This window comes from Cribrihabitans pelagius (assembly GCF_048820915.1).
Lineage (GTDB): Bacteria > Pseudomonadota > Alphaproteobacteria > Rhodobacterales > Rhodobacteraceae > Cribrihabitans_A > Cribrihabitans_A pelagius.
In genome coordinates, this window is sequence record NZ_JBMERR010000002.1 from 273,852 (window position 1) to 290,447 (window position 16,596).

Sequence of the window (16,596 nt, forward strand, 5' to 3'; positions counted from 1 at the left end):
GTGGCCGGACTATGTCCGCCCGCGCCGAAGAATGTAAAGCCGTCCCGGCGTCCGGGAGCGGAGTGCGGGCTGCTCAGAGACTGTCCAAGAGCCCCCGCACTGCCGTTCGGTAGGCCGTTATGATCTCCGCCCGCGCGACGTGGCGGCCCTCCCGCACCACATGGCGCCCGGCGCTCCAGACATCGGTGACGGTGTTGTCGCCGGCGGCAAAGCACAGCCCGTCCAAGAGCTGCTCCGGCTGCAGAGCGCAAAGCGCCGGCGCGGTGCTGTCGATCGCGACCAGATCGGCGAGCGCGCCCGCTTCGATCCGCCCGGCATCGCGCCCCAGCGCCTGCGCGCCCCCCGCGGCGGCACCGAGATACAGCGTCTCCCCGACCGAGCCTTCGCCCGGCACCAGCACGTTGCGGGCCAGATCGCGCAGCCGCTGGGAGTATTCCAGCGTGCGCAGCTCTTCCGCCAGCGAGATCCGCACGTTGGAATCCGACCCAACCCCGAAGGCACCGCCCTCGGCCAGGTATTCGGGGCCGTTGAACGGGCCGTCGCCGAGGTTCGCCTCGGTCACCGGGCACAGGCCTGCCACCGCGCCCGAGCGGGCCATCGCCCGGGTCTCGGCGCTGGTCATGTGGGTGGCGTGGATCAGGCACCACCTGGCGTCCACAGGAGCGTTCTCAAGCAGCCACTCCACCGGCCGCGCGCCCAGCCAATCGCGGACATCCTCAACTTCCTTGGGCTGCTCCGCGATGTGGATGTGCACCGGCTGGCCGTCCTGAAGCGTCAGCACCTCCGCCAGGTCAGCCGGGCAGGTGGCGCGCAGCGAGTGCGGCGCGATGCCCACGCGGGTATCCGGAGGCAGATCGCGCGCTGCAACCTCTCGCGCCTGCGTCACCAGTTCACCAAACCCCTCGACGCTATTGCCAAACCGCTGCTGCCCGCCGCTCAGCGCCTGCTTGCCGGCACCGCCGTAGGTATAGAGCACCGGCAGGTGGGTGAGGCCGATGCCCGCCTCGCCCGCCGCCGCAAAGACCCGTTCGCTCAGCTCCGTCAGCGATTCGAACCGCGCCCCGCCCGGCTGGTGGTGCACGTAGTGGAACTCACCCGCCGCGACATAGCCGGCCTCCAGCATCTCCATGAAGACCAGCGCCGCGATGGCTTCATACTGTTCGGGCGTGAGGTGATCCATGAAGCGGTACATCAGGCTGCGCCAGGTCCAGAAGCTGTCCTTCCCGGCGGCGCGCACCTCGGTCATGCCGGCCATCGCGCGCTGGAAGCTGTGCGAATGCAGATTGCCAAGCGCGGGCAGCAGCGTGTCCACCCGGCAGTCCCCGTCCTGCACCACAGCATCAGTGTCGGCCGTGGCGATACGCCCGTCTGCAACCGTCAGGCGGAGGTTTGCGGCCCAGCCCTCGGGCAGGCGGGCGTGCCGGGCAAAAATCGTCTGCATCTGATCCTCATATGTATAGACATAATGAGCTTAATAGCATACCTTTCCGGCAGCAAGCTTTTTGAGGGAGTGAGATGCCCGAACCGTCTAAAACCGTTCTCCACAATGCCAATCTCGCCACGATGAAGGAGGGCGGCGCGCCTTACGGGCTGATTCCCGGCGGCACCGTTGCGCTCTTGGATGGCAGAATCGCCTGGGCCGGCGCGGGTGGCGATCTTCCCGCCGACTACGCGGACTGGCCGCGCCGGGATCTTGGCGGGCGCCTGCTGACGCCTGCGCTGATCGACTGCCACACCCATGTCGTCTTTGGCGGCAACCGCGCGATGGAGTTCGAGATGCGGCTGAACGGCGCGTCTTACGAGGAGGTCGCGCGGGCCGGCGGCGGCATCGTCTCCACGGTCTCCGCCACCCGCGAAGCCTCGCTGGAGGAACTGGTGCAGGACGCGCTGCCGCGGCTGGATGCGCTCTTGGCTGAGGGCGTGAGCACGGTGGAGGTAAAATCCGGCTACGGGCTGGATCTGGAAACCGAACTCAACATGCTGCGCGCCGCCCGGCGTCTGGGCGAGCTGCGTCCGGTGACGGTGAAAACAACCTTCCTCGGCGCCCATGCCACGCCTGCCGAGTACAAGGGCCGCGATGACGCCTATATCGACGAGGTCTGCATTCCGGCCCTGCGCGCCGCCGATTCCGAGGGGCTGGTGGATGCGGTCGACGGTTTCTGCGAGAACATCGCGTTTTCCCCGGCGCAGATCGAGCGCGTGTTCGAAGTGGCGCAGGAGCTGGGCCTGCCGGTGAAGCTGCACGCCGAGCAGCTGAGCCATCAGGGCGGCACTGCCCTGGCGGCCCAATACGGCGCCTTGTCAGTTGATCACGTGGAATACGCCACCGAGGATGATGCCAAGGCGATGGCCGCCTCCGGCTCCGTCGCGGTGATCCTGCCCGGCGCGTTTTATACCATCCGCGAAACGCAAGCACCGCCGATCGCGCATTTCCGCAGCCACGGCGTGCCGATGGCGCTGGCAACCGACTGCAACCCGGGCTCCTCGCCGCTGACCTCCCTGCTGCTCACCATGAACATGGGCTGCACCCTGTTCCGGATGACGCCGGAGGAGGCGCTGGCCGGCGTCACCCGCAACGCCGCCCGCGCGCTGGGTCTGGCAGACCGGGGCCAAATCGCCCCCGGCATGCGCGCCGATCTGGCGGTCTGGGACGTGGAGACGCCCGGCGAGCTTGCCTACCGCATCGGCTTCAACCCGCTTCACACCCGTATCTATGAGGGCAAACAATGATCGAGATGATTCAGATGGTTCCGGGCACAGTGACCCTGTCCACGCTGGAAGATATCTACCGCAACCTGACTCCGGCCAAGCTGGACGCCTCTGCGCGGGAACCGGTGGCGGCCGCCGCCCGGATGGTGGCGGAGGCTGCCGCGGGTGAGGAAGCCGTCTATGGCATCAACACCGGTTTCGGCAAGCTGGCCTCGACCAAGATTGCACCGGCGGATACTGCCACCCTGCAGCGCAACCTGATCCTGTCGCACTGCTGCGGCGTGGGCGAACCGCTGCCGGAGGACAGGACCCGGCTGATGATGACGCTGAAGCTCCTGTCGATGGGGCGCGGTGCGTCGGGCGTGCGCTGGCTGGTGATCGAGCAGATCGAGCAGATGCTGGAACGCGGCGTGGTGCCGGTGATCCCCTCGCAAGGCTCGGTCGGTGCATCCGGCGACCTGGCACCGCTGGCGCATATGGCGGCGGCGATGATCGGGGCAGGGGAGGCCACCTTTGAGGGCACACGCATGTCCAGCGCGGAAGCGCTGAAAAAGGCCGGGTTAGAGCCTATTGTGCTGGGTCCAAAAGAAGGATTGGGGCTGATCAACGGCACCCAGTTTTCGACCGCCTGCGCGCTGGCCGGGCTGTTCGACGCCTGGCGCATGGCGGAGGCCTCGATGGCGATTGCGTCTCTCTCCACCGATGCCATCATGGGTTCCACCGCGCCGCTGATCTCCGATATCCACACCCTGCGCGGCCATGCCGGGCAGATCGACGTGGCACGGGAAATGCGCGCCATCATGGAGGGTTCGGAAATCCGCGAGAGCCACCGCGAGGGCGACACCCGGGTGCAGGACCCGTACTGCATCCGCTGCCAGCCTCAGGTGGTGGGCGCAGCGCTGGACGTGCTGCGGATGGCGGCCAGGACGTTGGAGATCGAGGCCAACGCCGTCACCGACAACCCCTTGGTGCTGGTGAACGAAGGGCGCATCGTTTCCGGCGGCAACTTCCACGCCGAATATGTGGGCTTTGCCGCCGACCAGATCGCGCTGGCCGTGGCCGAAATCGGCGCCATTGCGCAGCGCCGGGTGGCCCTGATGGTGGACCCGACCTTGTCCTACGACCTGCCGCCCTTCCTGACGCCCGATCCCGGCCTCAATTCCGGCTTCATGATTGCCGAAGTGACCACCGCGGCGCTGATGAGCGAGAACAAGCATCTGGCCAACCCTTGCGTGACCGACTCGACCCCGACCTCCGCCAACCAGGAGGACCACGTGTCGATGGCCGCCCACGGCGCGCTGCGGCTTTCGAAGATGAACGCCAACCTCTCGGTGATCCTCGGCGTCGAAATGCTCTGCGCCGCGCAAGGGGTGGAGGCGCGCGCGCCGCTGAAAACCTCCGCCCGCCTGCAGGACGTGTTGGCGATGCTGCGCGCGGAGATCACCACTCTGGCCGATGACCGCTATCTGGCGCCGGATATCGAAACCGCCAGCGCCATGGTCCGCGCAGGCCGTGCTGCCAAGGCCGCGGGCGTGGAGGTGAAAGCATGATCGAAGTCACCCAAGGCGCCTCGCCGCTGGTGCTGGGGCTGCCCCACACCGGCACCGATGTGCCGCCGGACATTTGGGAGCGTCTGAACGGGACCGGCCGGGCGCTGGGTGATACCGACTGGCATATTCACGACCTCTATGCCGGGCTGGCGGAGGAGGTGACGGCCGTCCGTACTCCCATCCACCGTTACGTGATCGACGTGAACCGCGATCCCGCCGGTATCAGTCTCTATCCCGGGCAAAATACCACGACGCTGGTGCCTTTGACCGACTTCGACGGGCTGCCAATCTGGCGCGAAGGCCAGGAGCCGGACGAGGCGGAAATCGCCCGCCGCCGCGAGGCCTATCACACGCCCTATCACGCCGCCCTGGCGGCGGAGCTGGAGCGGGTGAAGGCCATTCACGGCTTTGCCATCCTCTATGACTGCCACTCGATCCGCGGCGACATTCCATTCCTGTTCGAAGGCCGCCTTCCGGATTTCAACGTAGGCACCAATATGGGCGAGACCTGCGATCAGGCTATCGAGTCCCTGACCGTGGCCCATTGCGAGGCGGCAGAGGGCTACACCTCCACTCTCAACGGGCGCTTCAAGGGCGGCTGGACCACCCGCCACTACGGGCGGCCCGCGGACGGCCTGCACGCCATCCAGATGGAGCTGGCGCAGGCCACCTACTGCGAGGAGGCGGCGCCCTGGACCTATCTGCCGGAGCGCGCGGACGCCCTGCGCGCCCATCTCACCAATATTCTCACCGATCTTCAGACCTGGAGGCCCGCATGAGCGATCCCCGCAAGAACTCCCGAGACATCTTCCCGCCCACCGGCCCGGAGCTCAACGCCAAGTCCTGGATGACCGAGGCGCCGCTGCGGATGATGATGAACAACCTGCACCCCGACGTCGCCGAAAACCCGCATGAGCTGGTGGTCTACGGCGGCATCGGCCGCGCCGCGCGCACCTGGAAGGATTTCGACCTGATCGTCGAGACCCTGAAGAACCTTGAGGAAGACCAGACCCTTATGGTTCAGTCGGGCAAGCCCGTGGGCGTGTTCCAGACCCACAAGGACGCGCCGCGGGTGCTGATCGCCAACTCCAACCTGGTGCCGCATTGGGCCAATTGGGACCATTTCAACGAGCTCGATAAGAAGGGCCTGATGATGTACGGCCAGATGACGGCCGGCTCCTGGATCTATATCGGCACCCAAGGCATCGTGCAGGGCACTTATGAGACCTTTGCCGAGGCGGGCCGCCAACATTACGGCGGCGACCTCACGGGCAAATGGATCCTGACCGGCGGCCTTGGCGGCATGGGCGGCGCGCAGCCGCTGGCGGCTGTATTCGCGGGCGCCTGCTGCCTCGCGGTGGAGTGCAACCCGGACTCGATCGACTTCCGCCTGCGCACCAGATACCTGGACGAAAAGGCCGAAACCCTGGACGAGGCACTGGAGATGATCGCGCGGTGGACAAAGGCGGGCGAGGCAAAATCCGTGGGTCTCTTGGGCAATGCGGCCGACGTGTTCGCCGAGCTGGTGGAGCGCGCCAAGGCGGGTGGTGTGAAGCCCGATATCGTCACCGACCAGACCTCCGCGCATGACCCGGTCAACGGCTACCTGCCGCAGGGCTGGACCATGGCGGAGTGGAAGGAAAAGCGCGAGAGTGACAAGAAGGCAGTGGAGAAAGCCGCCCGTGCCAGCATGAAGGTGCAGGTCAAGGCGATGTGCGATTTCCACGCGATGGGCATCCCCACCGTCGACTACGGCAACAACATCCGCCAGATGGCGCTGGAGGAGGGGCTGGAGAACGCCTTCGACTTCCCAGGTTTCGTGCCCGCCTACATCCGTCCGCTGTTCTGCCGCGGCATCGGCCCGTTCCGCTGGGCGGCGCTGTCGGGCGATCCGGAGGATATCCGCAAGACCGACGCCAAGATGAAGGAGCTGTTCCCCGGGAACGAAGGCCTGCACCGATGGCTGGACATGGCGCAGGAGCGGATTGCGTTCCAGGGCCTGCCGGCGCGGATCTGCTGGATTGGCCTCGGCGACCGGCACAAGGCGGGCCTCGCGTTCAACGAGATGGTCCGCAGTGGTGAGCTGTCGGCGCCGGTGGTTATCGGCCGCGACCATCTGGATAGCGGCTCGGTGGCCTCGCCCAACCGCGAGACGGAGGCGATGATGGATGGCTCGGATGCGGTGTCGGACTGGCCGCTGCTGAATGCGCTCCTGAACACCGCCTCAGGTGCCACCTGGGTGTCGCTGCACCACGGCGGCGGCGTTGGCATGGGCTTCTCGCAGCATTCCGGCGTGGTGATCTGCTGCGACGGCAGCGACGACGCAGACCGCCGCATCGGCCGGGTGCTGTGGAACGACCCGGCGACCGGCGTCATGCGCCACGCGGATGCGGGCTATGACACCGCCAAGGACTGCGCGCGGGAGCATGGGCTGAACCTGCCGGGAATTCTGGAAGCGGAATAAGGGGCGCTGCCCCTCGGCCTGGCGGCCTCACCCCGGGGTATTTCGGGTCAGAAAGTGAAACTGGCCTGTCTGCTTTCTGGCTGAAAATATCCTGGGGTCCGGGGCAAGGCCCCGGCCGCCGGAGGCAAAAGAAAACGCGCCCCGCAGGGCGCGTTTTTTGCATTTGGAAACGGGCGCCGCGGATTAGTCGCGCAGCAGCTCGTTGATGCCGGTCTTGGAGCGGGTCTTCTCGTCCACGCGTTTCACGATCACGGCGCAGTAGAGGCTGACGTTGTTCTTGGAGGGCATCGAGCCTGCCACGACCACCGAGTAGGGCGGCACTTCGCCATACGTCACTTCGCCGGTCTCGCGGTCGACGATCTTGGTTGACTTGCCGATGAAGACGCCCATGCCCAGCACCGAGCCTTCGCGCACGATGCAGCCTTCGACCACTTCCGAGCGGGCACCGATGAAGCAGTTGTCTTCGATGATGGTGGGGCCTGCCTGCATCGGTTCCAGCACGCCGCCGATGCCGACGCCGCCGGAGAGGTGCACGTTCTTGCCGATCTGGGCGCAGGAGCCGACAGTGGCCCAGGTGTCGACCATGGTGCCTTCATCGACATAGGCGCCGAGGTTCACGAAGGAGGGCATCAGCACCGCGCCGGGGGCGATATAGGCAGATTTGCGAACCACGCAGTTCGGCACCGCGCGGAAGCCTGCGGATTTCCAATCCGCCTCGCCCCAGCCGGCAAACTTGCTGTCGACCTTGTCCCACCAGCCGCCGGCCTGCGGGCCGCCTTCCTGGATCTCCATGTCCTTGATGCGGAAGCCCAGCAGCACCGCCTTCTTGGCCCATTGGTTCACGTACCAGTCGCCGCTCGCCTGCTTTTCGGCGACGCGCAAGGTGCCGGAATCGAGTGCGTTCAGCGTGTCCTCGATGGCCTCGCGGGTTTCGCCCGTGGTGGCGGGGGTGATGGTGTCGCGCGCCTCCCAGGCGGCCTCGATCGCTGCTTCCAGCTGGGCGTTGGACATGGATATTCCTCCGGCGTCGTTAGGATTCGCTGCTTTCTAGCGGCAAATGCCCTCCCAGTCATGCGCGGAATGCGGCGAAACAGTTTCCCGTGCCGCCACCGCTGCCGGCTCAGCGCACCCGGCGCAGGTGGCGGCGCAGAATCTCGCAGGCGGCGGCCGGATCGCGCCGCGCCATTGCCTGCACGATGGCGGCGTGGTCGCTGTCCACGCGGCGGCTCCATTGGTGCTGCCAGTTGGCAAAGAGGTGCCGGGCGGCAGCGATATGCAAATCGTCGATCGAGGCCAGCAGCCGCGGCATCGCGCAAGGCGCCAGGATCACCCGGTGAAAGGCGCGGTTCAGCCGCTCCCAGCTGGCCATATCGGTGGCTGCATCGCAGGCGATGCGGGCGGCCTCGGCGGTTTCCACGTCGGCATTGCTGATCCGTGCAAAGGCATGCGTCAGCGCCAGCACCTCCAGCGCCACCCGCATCTCGATCACCTCGCGGATCTCGGCCGGGTCGAGCGCGCTGACCCTTGTGCCGCGCCGGGGCAGCGATTGCGCCAGCCCATGCGCCTCCAGCCGCAAGAGCGCCTCGCGCACCGGCACGTGGCTGGTGTCGAACTCGCGCGCGATATGATCCTGGCGCAGCTTTTCACCCGCCGGCAGGGTGCCGGTGATAATGCGCTCGCTGAGGGCGCGGTAGATGGTATCGGCGATGGTAGCAGACATGGGCCTTGCGATAGGGCTCCCCCGGGGGCGCGGCAAGCGCTATCCGAGCGGGTCCGGGGCGATGTTGCCGCCGCAGACCAGCACCGCGACCCGTTCGCCGGGTTCCGGACGGTAGGCGCCGGACATCAGCGCCGCGAGCGCGGTGGCGCCGGCCGGTTCCGCGAGGATCCGGCGCTCTTGCCACAGGGCCTTTTGCGCGGCGGTGATGGCGCTGTCGGGCACGGTGAGCGATTGCACGCCCTGGCTGCGCGCGAGATCGAAGCAGAGGCTGCCGATCCGCCGCGCGCCAAGCGCATTGGCAGCAACGCCGGAGACCTCCACATCCGCCGGGGCGCCTGCTGTCAGAGCCGCGTGCAGTGCGCAGGAGGTCTCCGGCTCCACCGCGACGACCTTGCGGCGGCTGCCGAGCCAGGCCAGGGCGCCCGCGATCAGACCGCCGCCGCCCACCGCGATCAGAACGGTGTCCGCCTCCAGACCCTGAGACTCCCACTCGGCAAAGCAGGTGCCCTGGCCCGCCACGGTGGCGGGCGCATCATAGGCGTGCACCTGCATGGCGCCGGTCTCTGATTCATAGGCGCGGGCGGCTTCCAGCGCGTTGGCATAGGCGCCGGGCACCACCTGCAAATCGGCGCCGCTGCTCTGGATCAGGGCGATCTTGGCGGGGCCGGCCATCTCCGGCACGTAAATCCGCGCCCGGTGGCCCAGCTTGGAGGCGGCATAGGCCACCGCCGCGCCGTGGTTGCCGCCCGACGCGGCCACCAGCCCCGCTTCCGGCACCGGACCGGCCAGAAGCGTGTTGAAGGCGCCGCGCGCCTTGAAACTGCCGGTATGCTGCATGTGTTCGAGCTTCAGCGCGACCGGAAAGCCCAGGCCGAAGCCATGGGTTTCCAGCACTGGCGTCACCTGGATGTAGCCCTTGATCCGCTCCGCCGCGGCCCTGATCTCGTCCTGCCAGCGCATCTGCACCCTCCTTCACCGGTCTGCGGCAGGTTAGCCGGGGCGTTGCCGGGCACAAGCGGTTTTGCGCGCCGGGCAGGGGCGCGGCAGGGCGGCACCTGCAAACTTGATTGGCGCTGCGGGCCAAGGAAGGCTACAAAGGTATTCCTGTTTTATCATTGTCTGGATTACCTATGAACGAAGACCGCCACAGCCGCTTCCGCGACGCCCATTCCGACCGGGACCGGGCCGAACACGTTCCCTCCACACCGCAAAGCTCTTCGCAGGCCTACCGGCTCGCCTTTGCGGATGAGGAGTTCCTGTGCCGCGACGAGCTGCGGCCGGTGCGGTTGCAGCTGGAGCTGTTGAAGCCGCAAATGCTGCTGGATGCGCAGGGCATCGACAGCACCGTGGTGATGTTCGGCGGCGCCCGCATCCCGGCCCCGGCGGAAAAGGAGACCGCGCGCACCCAGACGCTGGCGGATCTGTCGCATTTCTATGACGAGGCGCGGGAGTTCGCCCGGCTGATGACCAAAACCTCGCTGAAGGACGGCGGCCGCGACATGGTGGTGGTGACCGGCGGCGGTCCCGGTGTGATGGAGGCGGGAAACCGCGGCGCGCACGACGCGGGCGGGCGCTCGGTCGGGCTGTCGATCGTGCTGCCGCACGAGCAGGCGCCGAACAGCTATGTCACTCCGGACCTCAGCTTCAACTTCCACTATTTCGCCATCCGCAAGATGCATTTCCTGATGCGGGCGCGGGCGATCACCGTCTTCCCGGGCGGTTTCGGCACCCTGGACGAGATGTTCGAAAGCCTGACACTGATCCAGACCGGCCGGATGGAACGGGTGCCCTTCCTGCTGTTCGGGCGTGCCTTCTGGGAAAAGATCATCAACTGGGACGCGCTGGCCGACGCCGGCACGATCTCGGACCAGGATCTCGACCTGTTCCGCTTTGTCGAAACCGCGCAGGAAGCAGTGGAGATCATCGAGAACTGGGAGCCGGCCCCGCCGCGTGAGAGCATCCCCGGCCGCGACGGCTGAACGCCCGCCCGCGCGCGCGGAGCGCAGGGAGGCGGGCAGCGGATTTCCGCCCATTGTGCCGCGGAGCAATCCGCGGCACCTCAGGGGTTCGTTGGCCTGAATCCATGGGTGGGATGCGCCGTGCTTGACCGGCGATTTTTACGTAAGCTTTTGCTGTAAATATATTATTATAACTGCCTGCGGGGGTCCTGTTTCGCGGTGCCGACGGGCCGGCCGCGGACCGGTGCGGGCATCCCGCCTCAACCGCGGCCCCCTCATCGGCTGGTTTCTGCCCGGATGCGGCGCGGTCTCAGCGGAAAGCTGCTTTTTGACTAAAATGGGTCTTTACTGGAACGGTTTCCGCCGCGTTGCGGGCCAGTCTTGGTCGCATTTGTGAAGGAAACATTGCGGAGCAGGCGCAATGGAGTGAAAGCATGACCATCGTTTCCGATTACACTGCCCTTCTGCGTTACACATCGGCCGGGAGCGAAAACACCCGCTGGAATTCCCAGGCGGCGCTGGGCACCCAGACGGTTGTCACCTACAGCTTCACCGAAACAGCCGATCTCGCCGATGTCTCCGGCGACCCTTATGGCGCCAGCAGCTACTGGGCCTTCGACAGCACCCAGCGCGGCTATTTCCGGCAGGCGGCGGAGGCCTTCGAGGACGCGGCCGGCCTGCTGTTCGTAGAGGTCGACAGCCCTGCGATGATCAATATTTTCGGCTTTACCGGCGGCACGGCGGGGGGCTGGGCGAATTACGCCTGGGCCACCGAATATTCCACCGGCCAGGGCGATCTGGCGATGGGCAGCAGCGGCATGGCGCCCGGCTCTTACGGGTACGAAACGCTGCTGCACGAGCTGGGCCACGCGATGGGCCTGAAGCATCCCCATGACGGCGACCCGACGCTGGAGGCGCACCTGGATACCCAGCACAACACCGTGATGACTTACAACCGGGCCGGCTACAGCGTGGACGAGCTGGGCGCATTCGACCTGCAGGCGCTGGAGCATCTCTATGGCAGTGCCGCAGGCACCTCGGACTGGACCGCTGCGGCAATTTCCGGCGGCCGGGTACTGATCGAAACCACGTCCGGTGCCGACACGGTGCTGGCGACGGGCCAGAACACCGTGGTGAAGGCGAAAGGCGGAGACGATTCGGTGATCGGCCGCGAAGCCGATGACCGGCTGCTCGGAGGCGGCGGCAACGATACGGTGACCGGCGGCTACGGCGCGGACACGCTGGCCGGCGGCGGCGGCAATGACGTTCTGGCCGGCGGGCTGGACAGCGATGCATACTCGGGCGAAACCGGGGAAAGCGACCTGCTGCGCGGCAACCGGGGCAGGGATACGCTCCACGGCGGCAGCGGTGACGACAGGCTGGCGGGCGGCAATGGCGCCGACCGGCTGGTGGGCGGTGACGGCTCCGACGTGCTGACCGGCGGCAGACATGCCGATGTGTTTGTCTTCGTGGTGGCCGACTATTGGGAGAGCGACCGGGTCACCGATTTCGGCAACGGCGGCGACAAGATCGAGTTCGAAGACGCGTTCTTCTCCGGCGGCTTCGACGCGCTGACCGTGACCCAGCAGAACGGCAACACCTACGTGTACTACAACGGTGAGCACGAGATCGAGCTGACCGGCTTTACCGGCGAACTCACCGCCACGGATTTCATCTTCAGCTAAGGCAGCCGGGAACGCGGCCGGCACGGGCCGCAGCCGGGATTACTTGACCCCGGTCTCGGCCTCGATCTGCTTGCGGCTCTTGCGGGCGCGTTCGGTCGCCGATTTCAGCTGCCCGCAGGCGGCCAGGATGTCCTCGCCGCGCGGGGTGCGGATCGGCGAGGCATAGCCGGCTTGGTAGATAATGTTGGCAAAGGCGTGGATGCGGTTGTTCGAGGATCGTTTATAAGGCGCGCCCGGCCATTCGTTGAAGGGAATGAGATTTACCTTCGCCGGGATGCCCTCCAGATGCCCGATCAGCCGGTGCGCGTCCTCGTCGCTGTCGTTCACCCCGTCCAGCATCACATATTCGAAGGTGATGCGTTCCGAGTTGGTGAGCCGCGGGTAGTCGCGCAGCGCCGCGAGCAGCGTCTCGATGTTCCAGCGCTTGTTGATCGGCACCAGCTTGTCGCGCACCGCGTCCGTGGTGGCGTGGAAGGACACCGCCAGCAGGCAGCCGATCTCCTCGGCGGTGCGGGCGATTTCGGGCACCACGCCCGAAGTCGACAGGGTGATGCGGCGGCGGCTGAGGCTGATGCCTTCCGGGTCCATCGCGATCTTCATCGCGTCCCGCACGTTCTCGAAGTTGTAAAGCGGCTCGCCCATGCCCATCAGCACGATGTTGGACAGAAGCCGGGTCTCGTCCTTGGGCGCGCCCGGCACCGGCCATTCCTCCAGATCGTCGCGCGCCATCATGATCTGGCCGACGATCTCGGCCGCGGTCAGGTTGCGCACCAGCTTCTGGGTGCCGGTGTGGCAGAACGAACAGGTCAGCGTGCAGCCCACCTGCGAGGAGATGCACAGTGTGCCGCGGCCCTCTTCGGGGATGTAGACAACCTCGACCTCATGGCCGCCGGCGATGCACACCAGATACTTGCGGGTGCCGTCCGAGGACACCTGCTTGCTCACCACCTCCGGAATGCGGATCTCGAAGGCCTCGGCCAGCTCGGCGCGGTAGGCCTTGGCGAGGTTGGTCATCCCGGCAAAGTCGCGGCTGCCCCACTGGTAGATCCACTGCCAGATCTGGCCGACGCGCATCTTGGCCTGCTTTTCCGGCGTGCCATTCTCGATCAGCACCTCGCGCAGCTGGCCGCGGGTCAGGCCGACGAGGTTGATCTTGCCGCCCTCGGGATCCTTGCGGGGCAGGGTCAAAACGTCTTGGGTGATCGGCGCGCTGGCGGTCATGGCTTTCGGACTCGATGCTGATGGGCGGATGCGGCTGTATATAGGATTCGCGGCCGGGATCAAAAGGATTCCTGGCAGAAACCTCTCCGCCTGGCGGAAGGCAGCTATGCGGCAAAGAAAAACCCCGGCGCCGGGCCGGGGTTCGAAGGTCAGGCGCTGCGGCTCAGCTGCTGCAGCGTTTTTCCGCGTCTTCGATCGCGGCGGTGAAGCCCAGCAGCGAGAAGGTGTCCTTGGTCTGGGTGCCGCGGGCCGAGCGCGCGGTCAGCACCGCATCGGAGCCGCGCTTCATCGCGGTGATGATCTTGGCATCATCGGCAGCGGTGGCAGGCCAGGCCCATTCCCCTTCGGTGAACAGTTCGAATTCAGATTCGCCAATCGTCATATTGACGGTGGAGCCGGGGGCAAAGGGGTAGCCGCCGGTGAAGGTCACCTGGCCGTTGGAGGCACCTTCCGGGCGGTAGAAGACAAACAGCTGAATCTCGCTGCGGCGCACCGCCACTACCCGGCCGTCGCGGGTGTTCACGGTTTCTTTCGGTGCGGATACGCCCCAGCACTCCTTGGGCTCGTCTCCCTGGAAAACGCTCCAATCCACCTTGGCGGCCACCCGGTTGTCCGAGGTTTCCTGCGCGGTTGCGGTGGATGCAAATACTGCCAGACACAGGCCCGCAGCGATGCGGGCGGGTTTCAATGCCATTTGTCCCGACTCCAAGACTGTCGTTTACCTCAATTGCCAGAGGAGCCTGCAGCGCTGCCATCGCCGTCTGATCCCGGGCCCCCCGCTTGCGCTACACAATCACACTCACGTAACAAGCACCACGGGCGAATGTGCGTTTTGGCAGGATTTCGCCCAGAAAATGGGGGGAAACATGGCAAAACCTGTACCGATGGCCGAAGTCTGGCGCGGCTCGCTCCTGGAAAGCCTGCACTTGGGCCATGCCGTGATCTGCGATGCAAGCGGCCAGGTGCTGCGCAGCTGGGGTGATCCGGAGGCTGTGATCTACCCGCGCTCCTCGGTCAAGATGATCCAGGCGCTGCCGCTGATCACGTCCGGCGCCGCGGCGCGCTACGGGCTCACTTCCGAGCAGCTGGCGCTGGCCTGCGCTTCCCACAATGGCGCGCATATCCATACGGACCGGGTCAATGCCTGGCTTGGCCAGCTGGGGCTGGCCGATGCCGATTTCCGCTGCGGCCCGCAGTTGCCCAATGACATCCCGGCGCGCAACGAGCTGATCAAGACGGACAGCAGCCCCTGCCAGGTCCACAACAATTGCTCGGGCAAGCACGCAGGCTTCCTGACGCTGAACCAGTATCTGGGCGGCGGCGCGGAATATATCGAGGTGGACCACCCGGTGCAGCAGGCCTGCCTTGCCGCCTTCGAAGAGGTAACGGGCGAACAAAGCCCGGGCTATGGCATCGACGGCTGCTCGGCGCCGAATTTCGCCACTTCCGTCACCGGGCTGGCCCGCGCGATGGCCTGGTTTGCCAGCGCCGCGGACCGTTCGGACCGCGCATCCGAGGCGGCGCAGCAGCTGGTCGCGGCAATGACCGCCCACCCCGAGCTGGTCGCGGGCGAGACCCGCGCCTGCACCAATCTGATGCGCGCCATGGGCGGCAAGGTGGCGATCAAGACCGGCGCCGAGGCCGTGTTTGCCGCGATCCTGCCGGAGCGGAAGCTGGGTGTCGCTTTGAAGATCGCCGATGGCGCCACCCGCGCCAGCGAATGCGCAATTGCGGCGCTCCTGGTGAGCCTCGGGGTGCTGGACGCAGACCACCCCGAGACCCGCAAATACATGAACAAGACGCTCTACAGCCGCCTGGGCCTGGAGTGCGGCGCAATCCGCCCCGCGGCGGAACTGCTGTTCTGACCCGCAGCAAAGCTGCTGTTCTGAGAGGAAAGCGCGCCCCGGTCCTGCGAGGGTCCGGGGCGCGCCTGGTCTAACTTGCTGGCTTTGTGCGGGTCTGCACCTACATCTCGAGGATTTCGGCGACTTCGACCGAGCCGTTGCTGCTCACCACCATGGGGCAGCCCTTGGCCAATTCGCAGGCGGCGTCCTGGTCGGCGGCCTCCACCACCGAATAACCGGACAGCGGATTGGCGCCGCCGTCGCCGGCAACGCCGCCGCTGCTGACGGTCTTGGACATGCCAACCGGTGCCCCCGGCACCTTCAGCGCATCGCCCATCGAGCTCATCCAGTCCTTCCAGGCCTGCATGACCTTGGCGCCTTCCTCCTCGGTTTCCGGTGCTTTGCCGCCGTGATAGGCAAAAATGAATTGTGGCATTTCCTCTCTCCCTTGCTGACGTGAAACGGATCGGTTCTTGGTGTGCGGCAGGGGTCAGACCGCCGCAGCGGCCAGCGCAGCCTCCAGCTTGCGCAGGGTCGAGCTCCAGCCCTCCTCGTGGCGCGCGGCCGCCTCGCCGTCCGGCAGATCGTGGTGATCGATCACCAGAAGCGCGCCCTCGCCGGCAGCGGCGACGGTGAAGGTGACATGGCTCTCCGCGCCGCGGGCGCCGTCATCATCGTGCCAGGCCCAGGTGAAGCCGACCGATTGCGGCGGGGTCACATGGGTGACCTGCCCCGAGACGTGATAGCGCTCGCCCTCGCCGTTCTGCATGATGGAATACCAGGGCCCGGTGCGGCTGAGGTCCAGATCGTGTTCGGGCACGTGCATGCCTTCCGGGCCCCACCATTTCAGCAGCTTCTCCGGCGTGGTCACCCAGTCGAACAGGGCTTCCGCACTGACCGGGAAATGCCGTTGCAGTTGCAGTGCGCTCATGCTTCTTCCTCCAACAGGGCCGCTTCCAGCCTGTCCAGGCTTCCTTCCCAGAAGGCGCGCCGGGACTGGGCCCAATCGGCAACCAGCCGCAACCCCTCGGGCCGCGCGGAATAAAGCCGGCGGGTGCCCTCGGCGCGCTGGTGCACAAGGCCGGCCTCGCGCAGAACCTTCAGGTGGCGCGAGATCGCGGGGGCCGAAATGCCCGACCCCGGCGCCAGATCCCCGGCCGGCAGTTCACCGCCAGTCAGCAGCTGCTCGACAATCGTAAGGCGGGTTTCATCCGACAGGGCGGCAAAGGATTTCAGAAGCGGTGTCATGGAAGTTTTTTAGCACATCCGTTAATTAAAGGAAAGGTTAAGTTTGGGGCGGCACGCCGCACGCCGCCGCAGGCGGCCCGGTCAGGGCACCACCCGGAAGCGCTCCCGCCCGTCGTCAGGCTTTTGGCAAAAGCCCTCCTCCCGTTGGGCCGGGCACCGCGCCTTGCGCGCTGCGCGGCCCAAGGCCGCCAAGGGGT

At 66.5% G+C, this 16,596-nt stretch carries 16 protein-coding genes; 7 read left to right on the forward strand and 9 right to left on the reverse strand.

The features are described 5' to 3' along the window. Positions 1 to 73 precede the first annotated feature (73 nt). Positions 74 to 1,441 (reverse strand): formimidoylglutamate deiminase, encoded by a 1,368-nt coding sequence (locus tag ACOHX0_RS03020; protein WP_420675168.1) that lies wholly within the window; start codon positions 1,439 to 1,441, stop codon positions 74 to 76. Between the two features lie 74 nt (positions 1,442 to 1,515). Between ACOHX0_RS03020 and hutI the strand changes: the two genes are divergently transcribed. Genes hutI through hutU form a run of 4 tightly spaced genes read left to right on the forward strand, consistent with a single transcriptional unit; the run spans position 1,516 to position 6,723 of the window. Then, positions 1,516 to 2,730, forward strand: a complete 1,215-nt coding sequence (gene hutI, locus ACOHX0_RS03025; RefSeq protein ID WP_420675169.1) for an imidazolonepropionase — start codon at positions 1,516 to 1,518, stop codon at positions 2,728 to 2,730. Between the two features lie 5 nt (positions 2,731 to 2,735). Then, positions 2,736 to 4,259: a histidine ammonia-lyase gene (hutH, locus tag ACOHX0_RS03030; protein WP_420675217.1), complete on the forward strand. Its 1,524-nt coding sequence runs from the start codon at positions 2,736 to 2,738 to the stop codon at positions 4,257 to 4,259. Further along, positions 4,256 to 5,038, forward strand: a complete 783-nt coding sequence (gene hutG / locus ACOHX0_RS03035; RefSeq protein WP_420675170.1) for an N-formylglutamate deformylase — start codon at positions 4,256 to 4,258, stop codon at positions 5,036 to 5,038. Before hutH ends, hutG begins: the two co-directional genes overlap by 4 nt. Then, the gene (hutU, locus tag ACOHX0_RS03040; protein ID WP_420675171.1) at positions 5,035 to 6,723 is read left to right on the forward strand and encodes a urocanate hydratase; all 1,689 of its coding nucleotides are present in this window, start codon (positions 5,035 to 5,037) and stop codon (positions 6,721 to 6,723) included. The genes hutG and hutU overlap by 4 nt, the downstream gene beginning before the upstream one ends. 183 nt (positions 6,724 to 6,906) lie before the next feature. Here hutU and dapD read toward each other — a convergent pair whose 3' ends face one another. From dapD to ACOHX0_RS03055, 3 genes are all read right to left on the reverse strand, one after another. Continuing rightward, complete coding sequence (gene dapD / locus ACOHX0_RS03045; RefSeq protein ID WP_420675172.1) at positions 6,907 to 7,734, reverse strand: 2,3,4,5-tetrahydropyridine-2,6-dicarboxylate N-succinyltransferase; 828 nt, start codon at positions 7,732 to 7,734, stop codon at positions 6,907 to 6,909. Positions 7,735 to 7,843: 109 nt separating this feature from the next. After that, positions 7,844 to 8,443 (reverse strand): GntR family transcriptional regulator, encoded by a 600-nt coding sequence (locus ACOHX0_RS03050; protein WP_420675173.1) that lies wholly within the window; start codon positions 8,441 to 8,443, stop codon positions 7,844 to 7,846. A 39-nt stretch (positions 8,444 to 8,482) separates the two neighbouring features. Then, positions 8,483 to 9,403, reverse strand: a complete 921-nt coding sequence (locus ACOHX0_RS03055) for a threonine/serine dehydratase (RefSeq protein ID WP_420675174.1) — start codon at positions 9,401 to 9,403, stop codon at positions 8,483 to 8,485. Between the two features lie 170 nt (positions 9,404 to 9,573). On the opposite strand from ACOHX0_RS03055, the gene ACOHX0_RS03060 reads away from it, so the two are divergent. Next, positions 9,574 to 10,422 (forward strand): LOG family protein, encoded by an 849-nt coding sequence (locus tag ACOHX0_RS03060; RefSeq protein ID WP_420675175.1) that lies wholly within the window; start codon positions 9,574 to 9,576, stop codon positions 10,420 to 10,422. Positions 10,423 to 10,835: 413 nt separating this feature from the next. Continuing rightward, complete coding sequence (locus ACOHX0_RS03065) at positions 10,836 to 12,086, forward strand: M66 family metalloprotease (protein WP_420675176.1); 1,251 nt, start codon at positions 10,836 to 10,838, stop codon at positions 12,084 to 12,086. 39 nt (positions 12,087 to 12,125) lie between these two features. Here the strand turns inward: ACOHX0_RS03065 and rlmN are convergent, their stop codons facing one another. Further along, positions 12,126 to 13,307 carry a dual-specificity RNA methyltransferase RlmN gene (gene rlmN, locus ACOHX0_RS03070; RefSeq protein WP_420675177.1) on the reverse strand — a complete coding sequence of 394 codons (1,182 nt, stop codon included), beginning with the start codon at positions 13,305 to 13,307 and terminating at the stop codon, positions 12,126 to 12,128. A gap of 163 nt (positions 13,308 to 13,470) precedes the next feature. After that, the gene (locus ACOHX0_RS03075; RefSeq protein WP_420675178.1) at positions 13,471 to 14,001 is read right to left on the reverse strand and encodes an invasion associated locus B family protein; all 531 of its coding nucleotides are present in this window, start codon (positions 13,999 to 14,001) and stop codon (positions 13,471 to 13,473) included. Between the two features lie 172 nt (positions 14,002 to 14,173). Between ACOHX0_RS03075 and ACOHX0_RS03080 the strand changes: the two genes are divergently transcribed. Beyond that, entirely contained in the window at positions 14,174 to 15,172 is a 999-nt protein-coding gene (locus ACOHX0_RS03080; protein WP_420675179.1) for an asparaginase, read from the forward strand. Between the two features lie 100 nt (positions 15,173 to 15,272). Here ACOHX0_RS03080 and ACOHX0_RS03085 read toward each other — a convergent pair whose 3' ends face one another. Genes ACOHX0_RS03085 through ACOHX0_RS03095 form a run of 3 tightly spaced genes read right to left on the reverse strand, consistent with a single transcriptional unit; the run spans position 15,273 to position 16,399 of the window. Next, on the reverse strand, positions 15,273 to 15,587 hold the full coding sequence (locus ACOHX0_RS03085; RefSeq protein WP_420675180.1) for a YciI family protein: 315 nt from the start codon (positions 15,585 to 15,587) through the stop codon (positions 15,273 to 15,275). Positions 15,588 to 15,641: 54 nt separating this feature from the next. After that, on the reverse strand, positions 15,642 to 16,082 hold the full coding sequence (locus ACOHX0_RS03090; RefSeq protein ID WP_420675181.1) for an SRPBCC family protein: 441 nt from the start codon (positions 16,080 to 16,082) through the stop codon (positions 15,642 to 15,644). Beyond that, positions 16,079 to 16,399, reverse strand: coding sequence for an ArsR/SmtB family transcription factor (locus ACOHX0_RS03095; protein ID WP_420675182.1), 321 nt, complete (start codon positions 16,397 to 16,399; stop codon positions 16,079 to 16,081). Before ACOHX0_RS03095 ends, ACOHX0_RS03090 begins: the two co-directional genes overlap by 4 nt. Positions 16,400 to 16,596: the final 197 nt, after the last annotated feature.

Bases quoted from the DNA above. Each gene is read 5' to 3' on its own strand.
- ACOHX0_RS03020 (WP_420675168.1), bottom strand. From the start codon at position 1,441: ATGCAGACGATTTTTGCCCGGCACGCCCGCCTGCCCGAGGGCTGGGCC.
- hutI (WP_420675169.1), top strand. From the start codon at position 1,516: ATGCCCGAACCGTCTAAAACCGTTCTCCACAATGCCAATCTCGCCACG.
- hutH (WP_420675217.1), top strand. From the start codon at position 2,736: ATGATTCAGATGGTTCCGGGCACAGTGACCCTGTCCACGCTGGAAGAT.
- hutG (WP_420675170.1), top strand. From the start codon at position 4,256: ATGATCGAAGTCACCCAAGGCGCCTCGCCGCTGGTGCTGGGGCTGCCC.
- hutU (WP_420675171.1), top strand. From the start codon at position 5,035: ATGAGCGATCCCCGCAAGAACTCCCGAGACATCTTCCCGCCCACCGGC.
- dapD (WP_420675172.1), bottom strand. From the start codon at position 7,734: ATGTCCAACGCCCAGCTGGAAGCAGCGATCGAGGCCGCCTGGGAGGCG.
- ACOHX0_RS03050 (WP_420675173.1), bottom strand. From the start codon at position 8,443: ATGTCTGCTACCATCGCCGATACCATCTACCGCGCCCTCAGCGAGCGC.
- ACOHX0_RS03055 (WP_420675174.1), bottom strand. From the start codon at position 9,403: ATGCGCTGGCAGGACGAGATCAGGGCCGCGGCGGAGCGGATCAAGGGC.
- ACOHX0_RS03060 (WP_420675175.1), top strand. From the start codon at position 9,574: ATGAACGAAGACCGCCACAGCCGCTTCCGCGACGCCCATTCCGACCGG.
- ACOHX0_RS03065 (WP_420675176.1), top strand. From the start codon at position 10,836: ATGACCATCGTTTCCGATTACACTGCCCTTCTGCGTTACACATCGGCC.
- rlmN (WP_420675177.1), bottom strand. From the start codon at position 13,307: ATGACCGCCAGCGCGCCGATCACCCAAGACGTTTTGACCCTGCCCCGC.
- ACOHX0_RS03075 (WP_420675178.1), bottom strand. From the start codon at position 14,001: ATGGCATTGAAACCCGCCCGCATCGCTGCGGGCCTGTGTCTGGCAGTA.
- ACOHX0_RS03080 (WP_420675179.1), top strand. From the start codon at position 14,174: ATGGCAAAACCTGTACCGATGGCCGAAGTCTGGCGCGGCTCGCTCCTG.
- ACOHX0_RS03085 (WP_420675180.1), bottom strand. From the start codon at position 15,587: ATGCCACAATTCATTTTTGCCTATCACGGCGGCAAAGCACCGGAAACC.
- ACOHX0_RS03090 (WP_420675181.1), bottom strand. From the start codon at position 16,082: ATGAGCGCACTGCAACTGCAACGGCATTTCCCGGTCAGTGCGGAAGCC.
- ACOHX0_RS03095 (WP_420675182.1), bottom strand. From the start codon at position 16,399: ATGACACCGCTTCTGAAATCCTTTGCCGCCCTGTCGGATGAAACCCGC.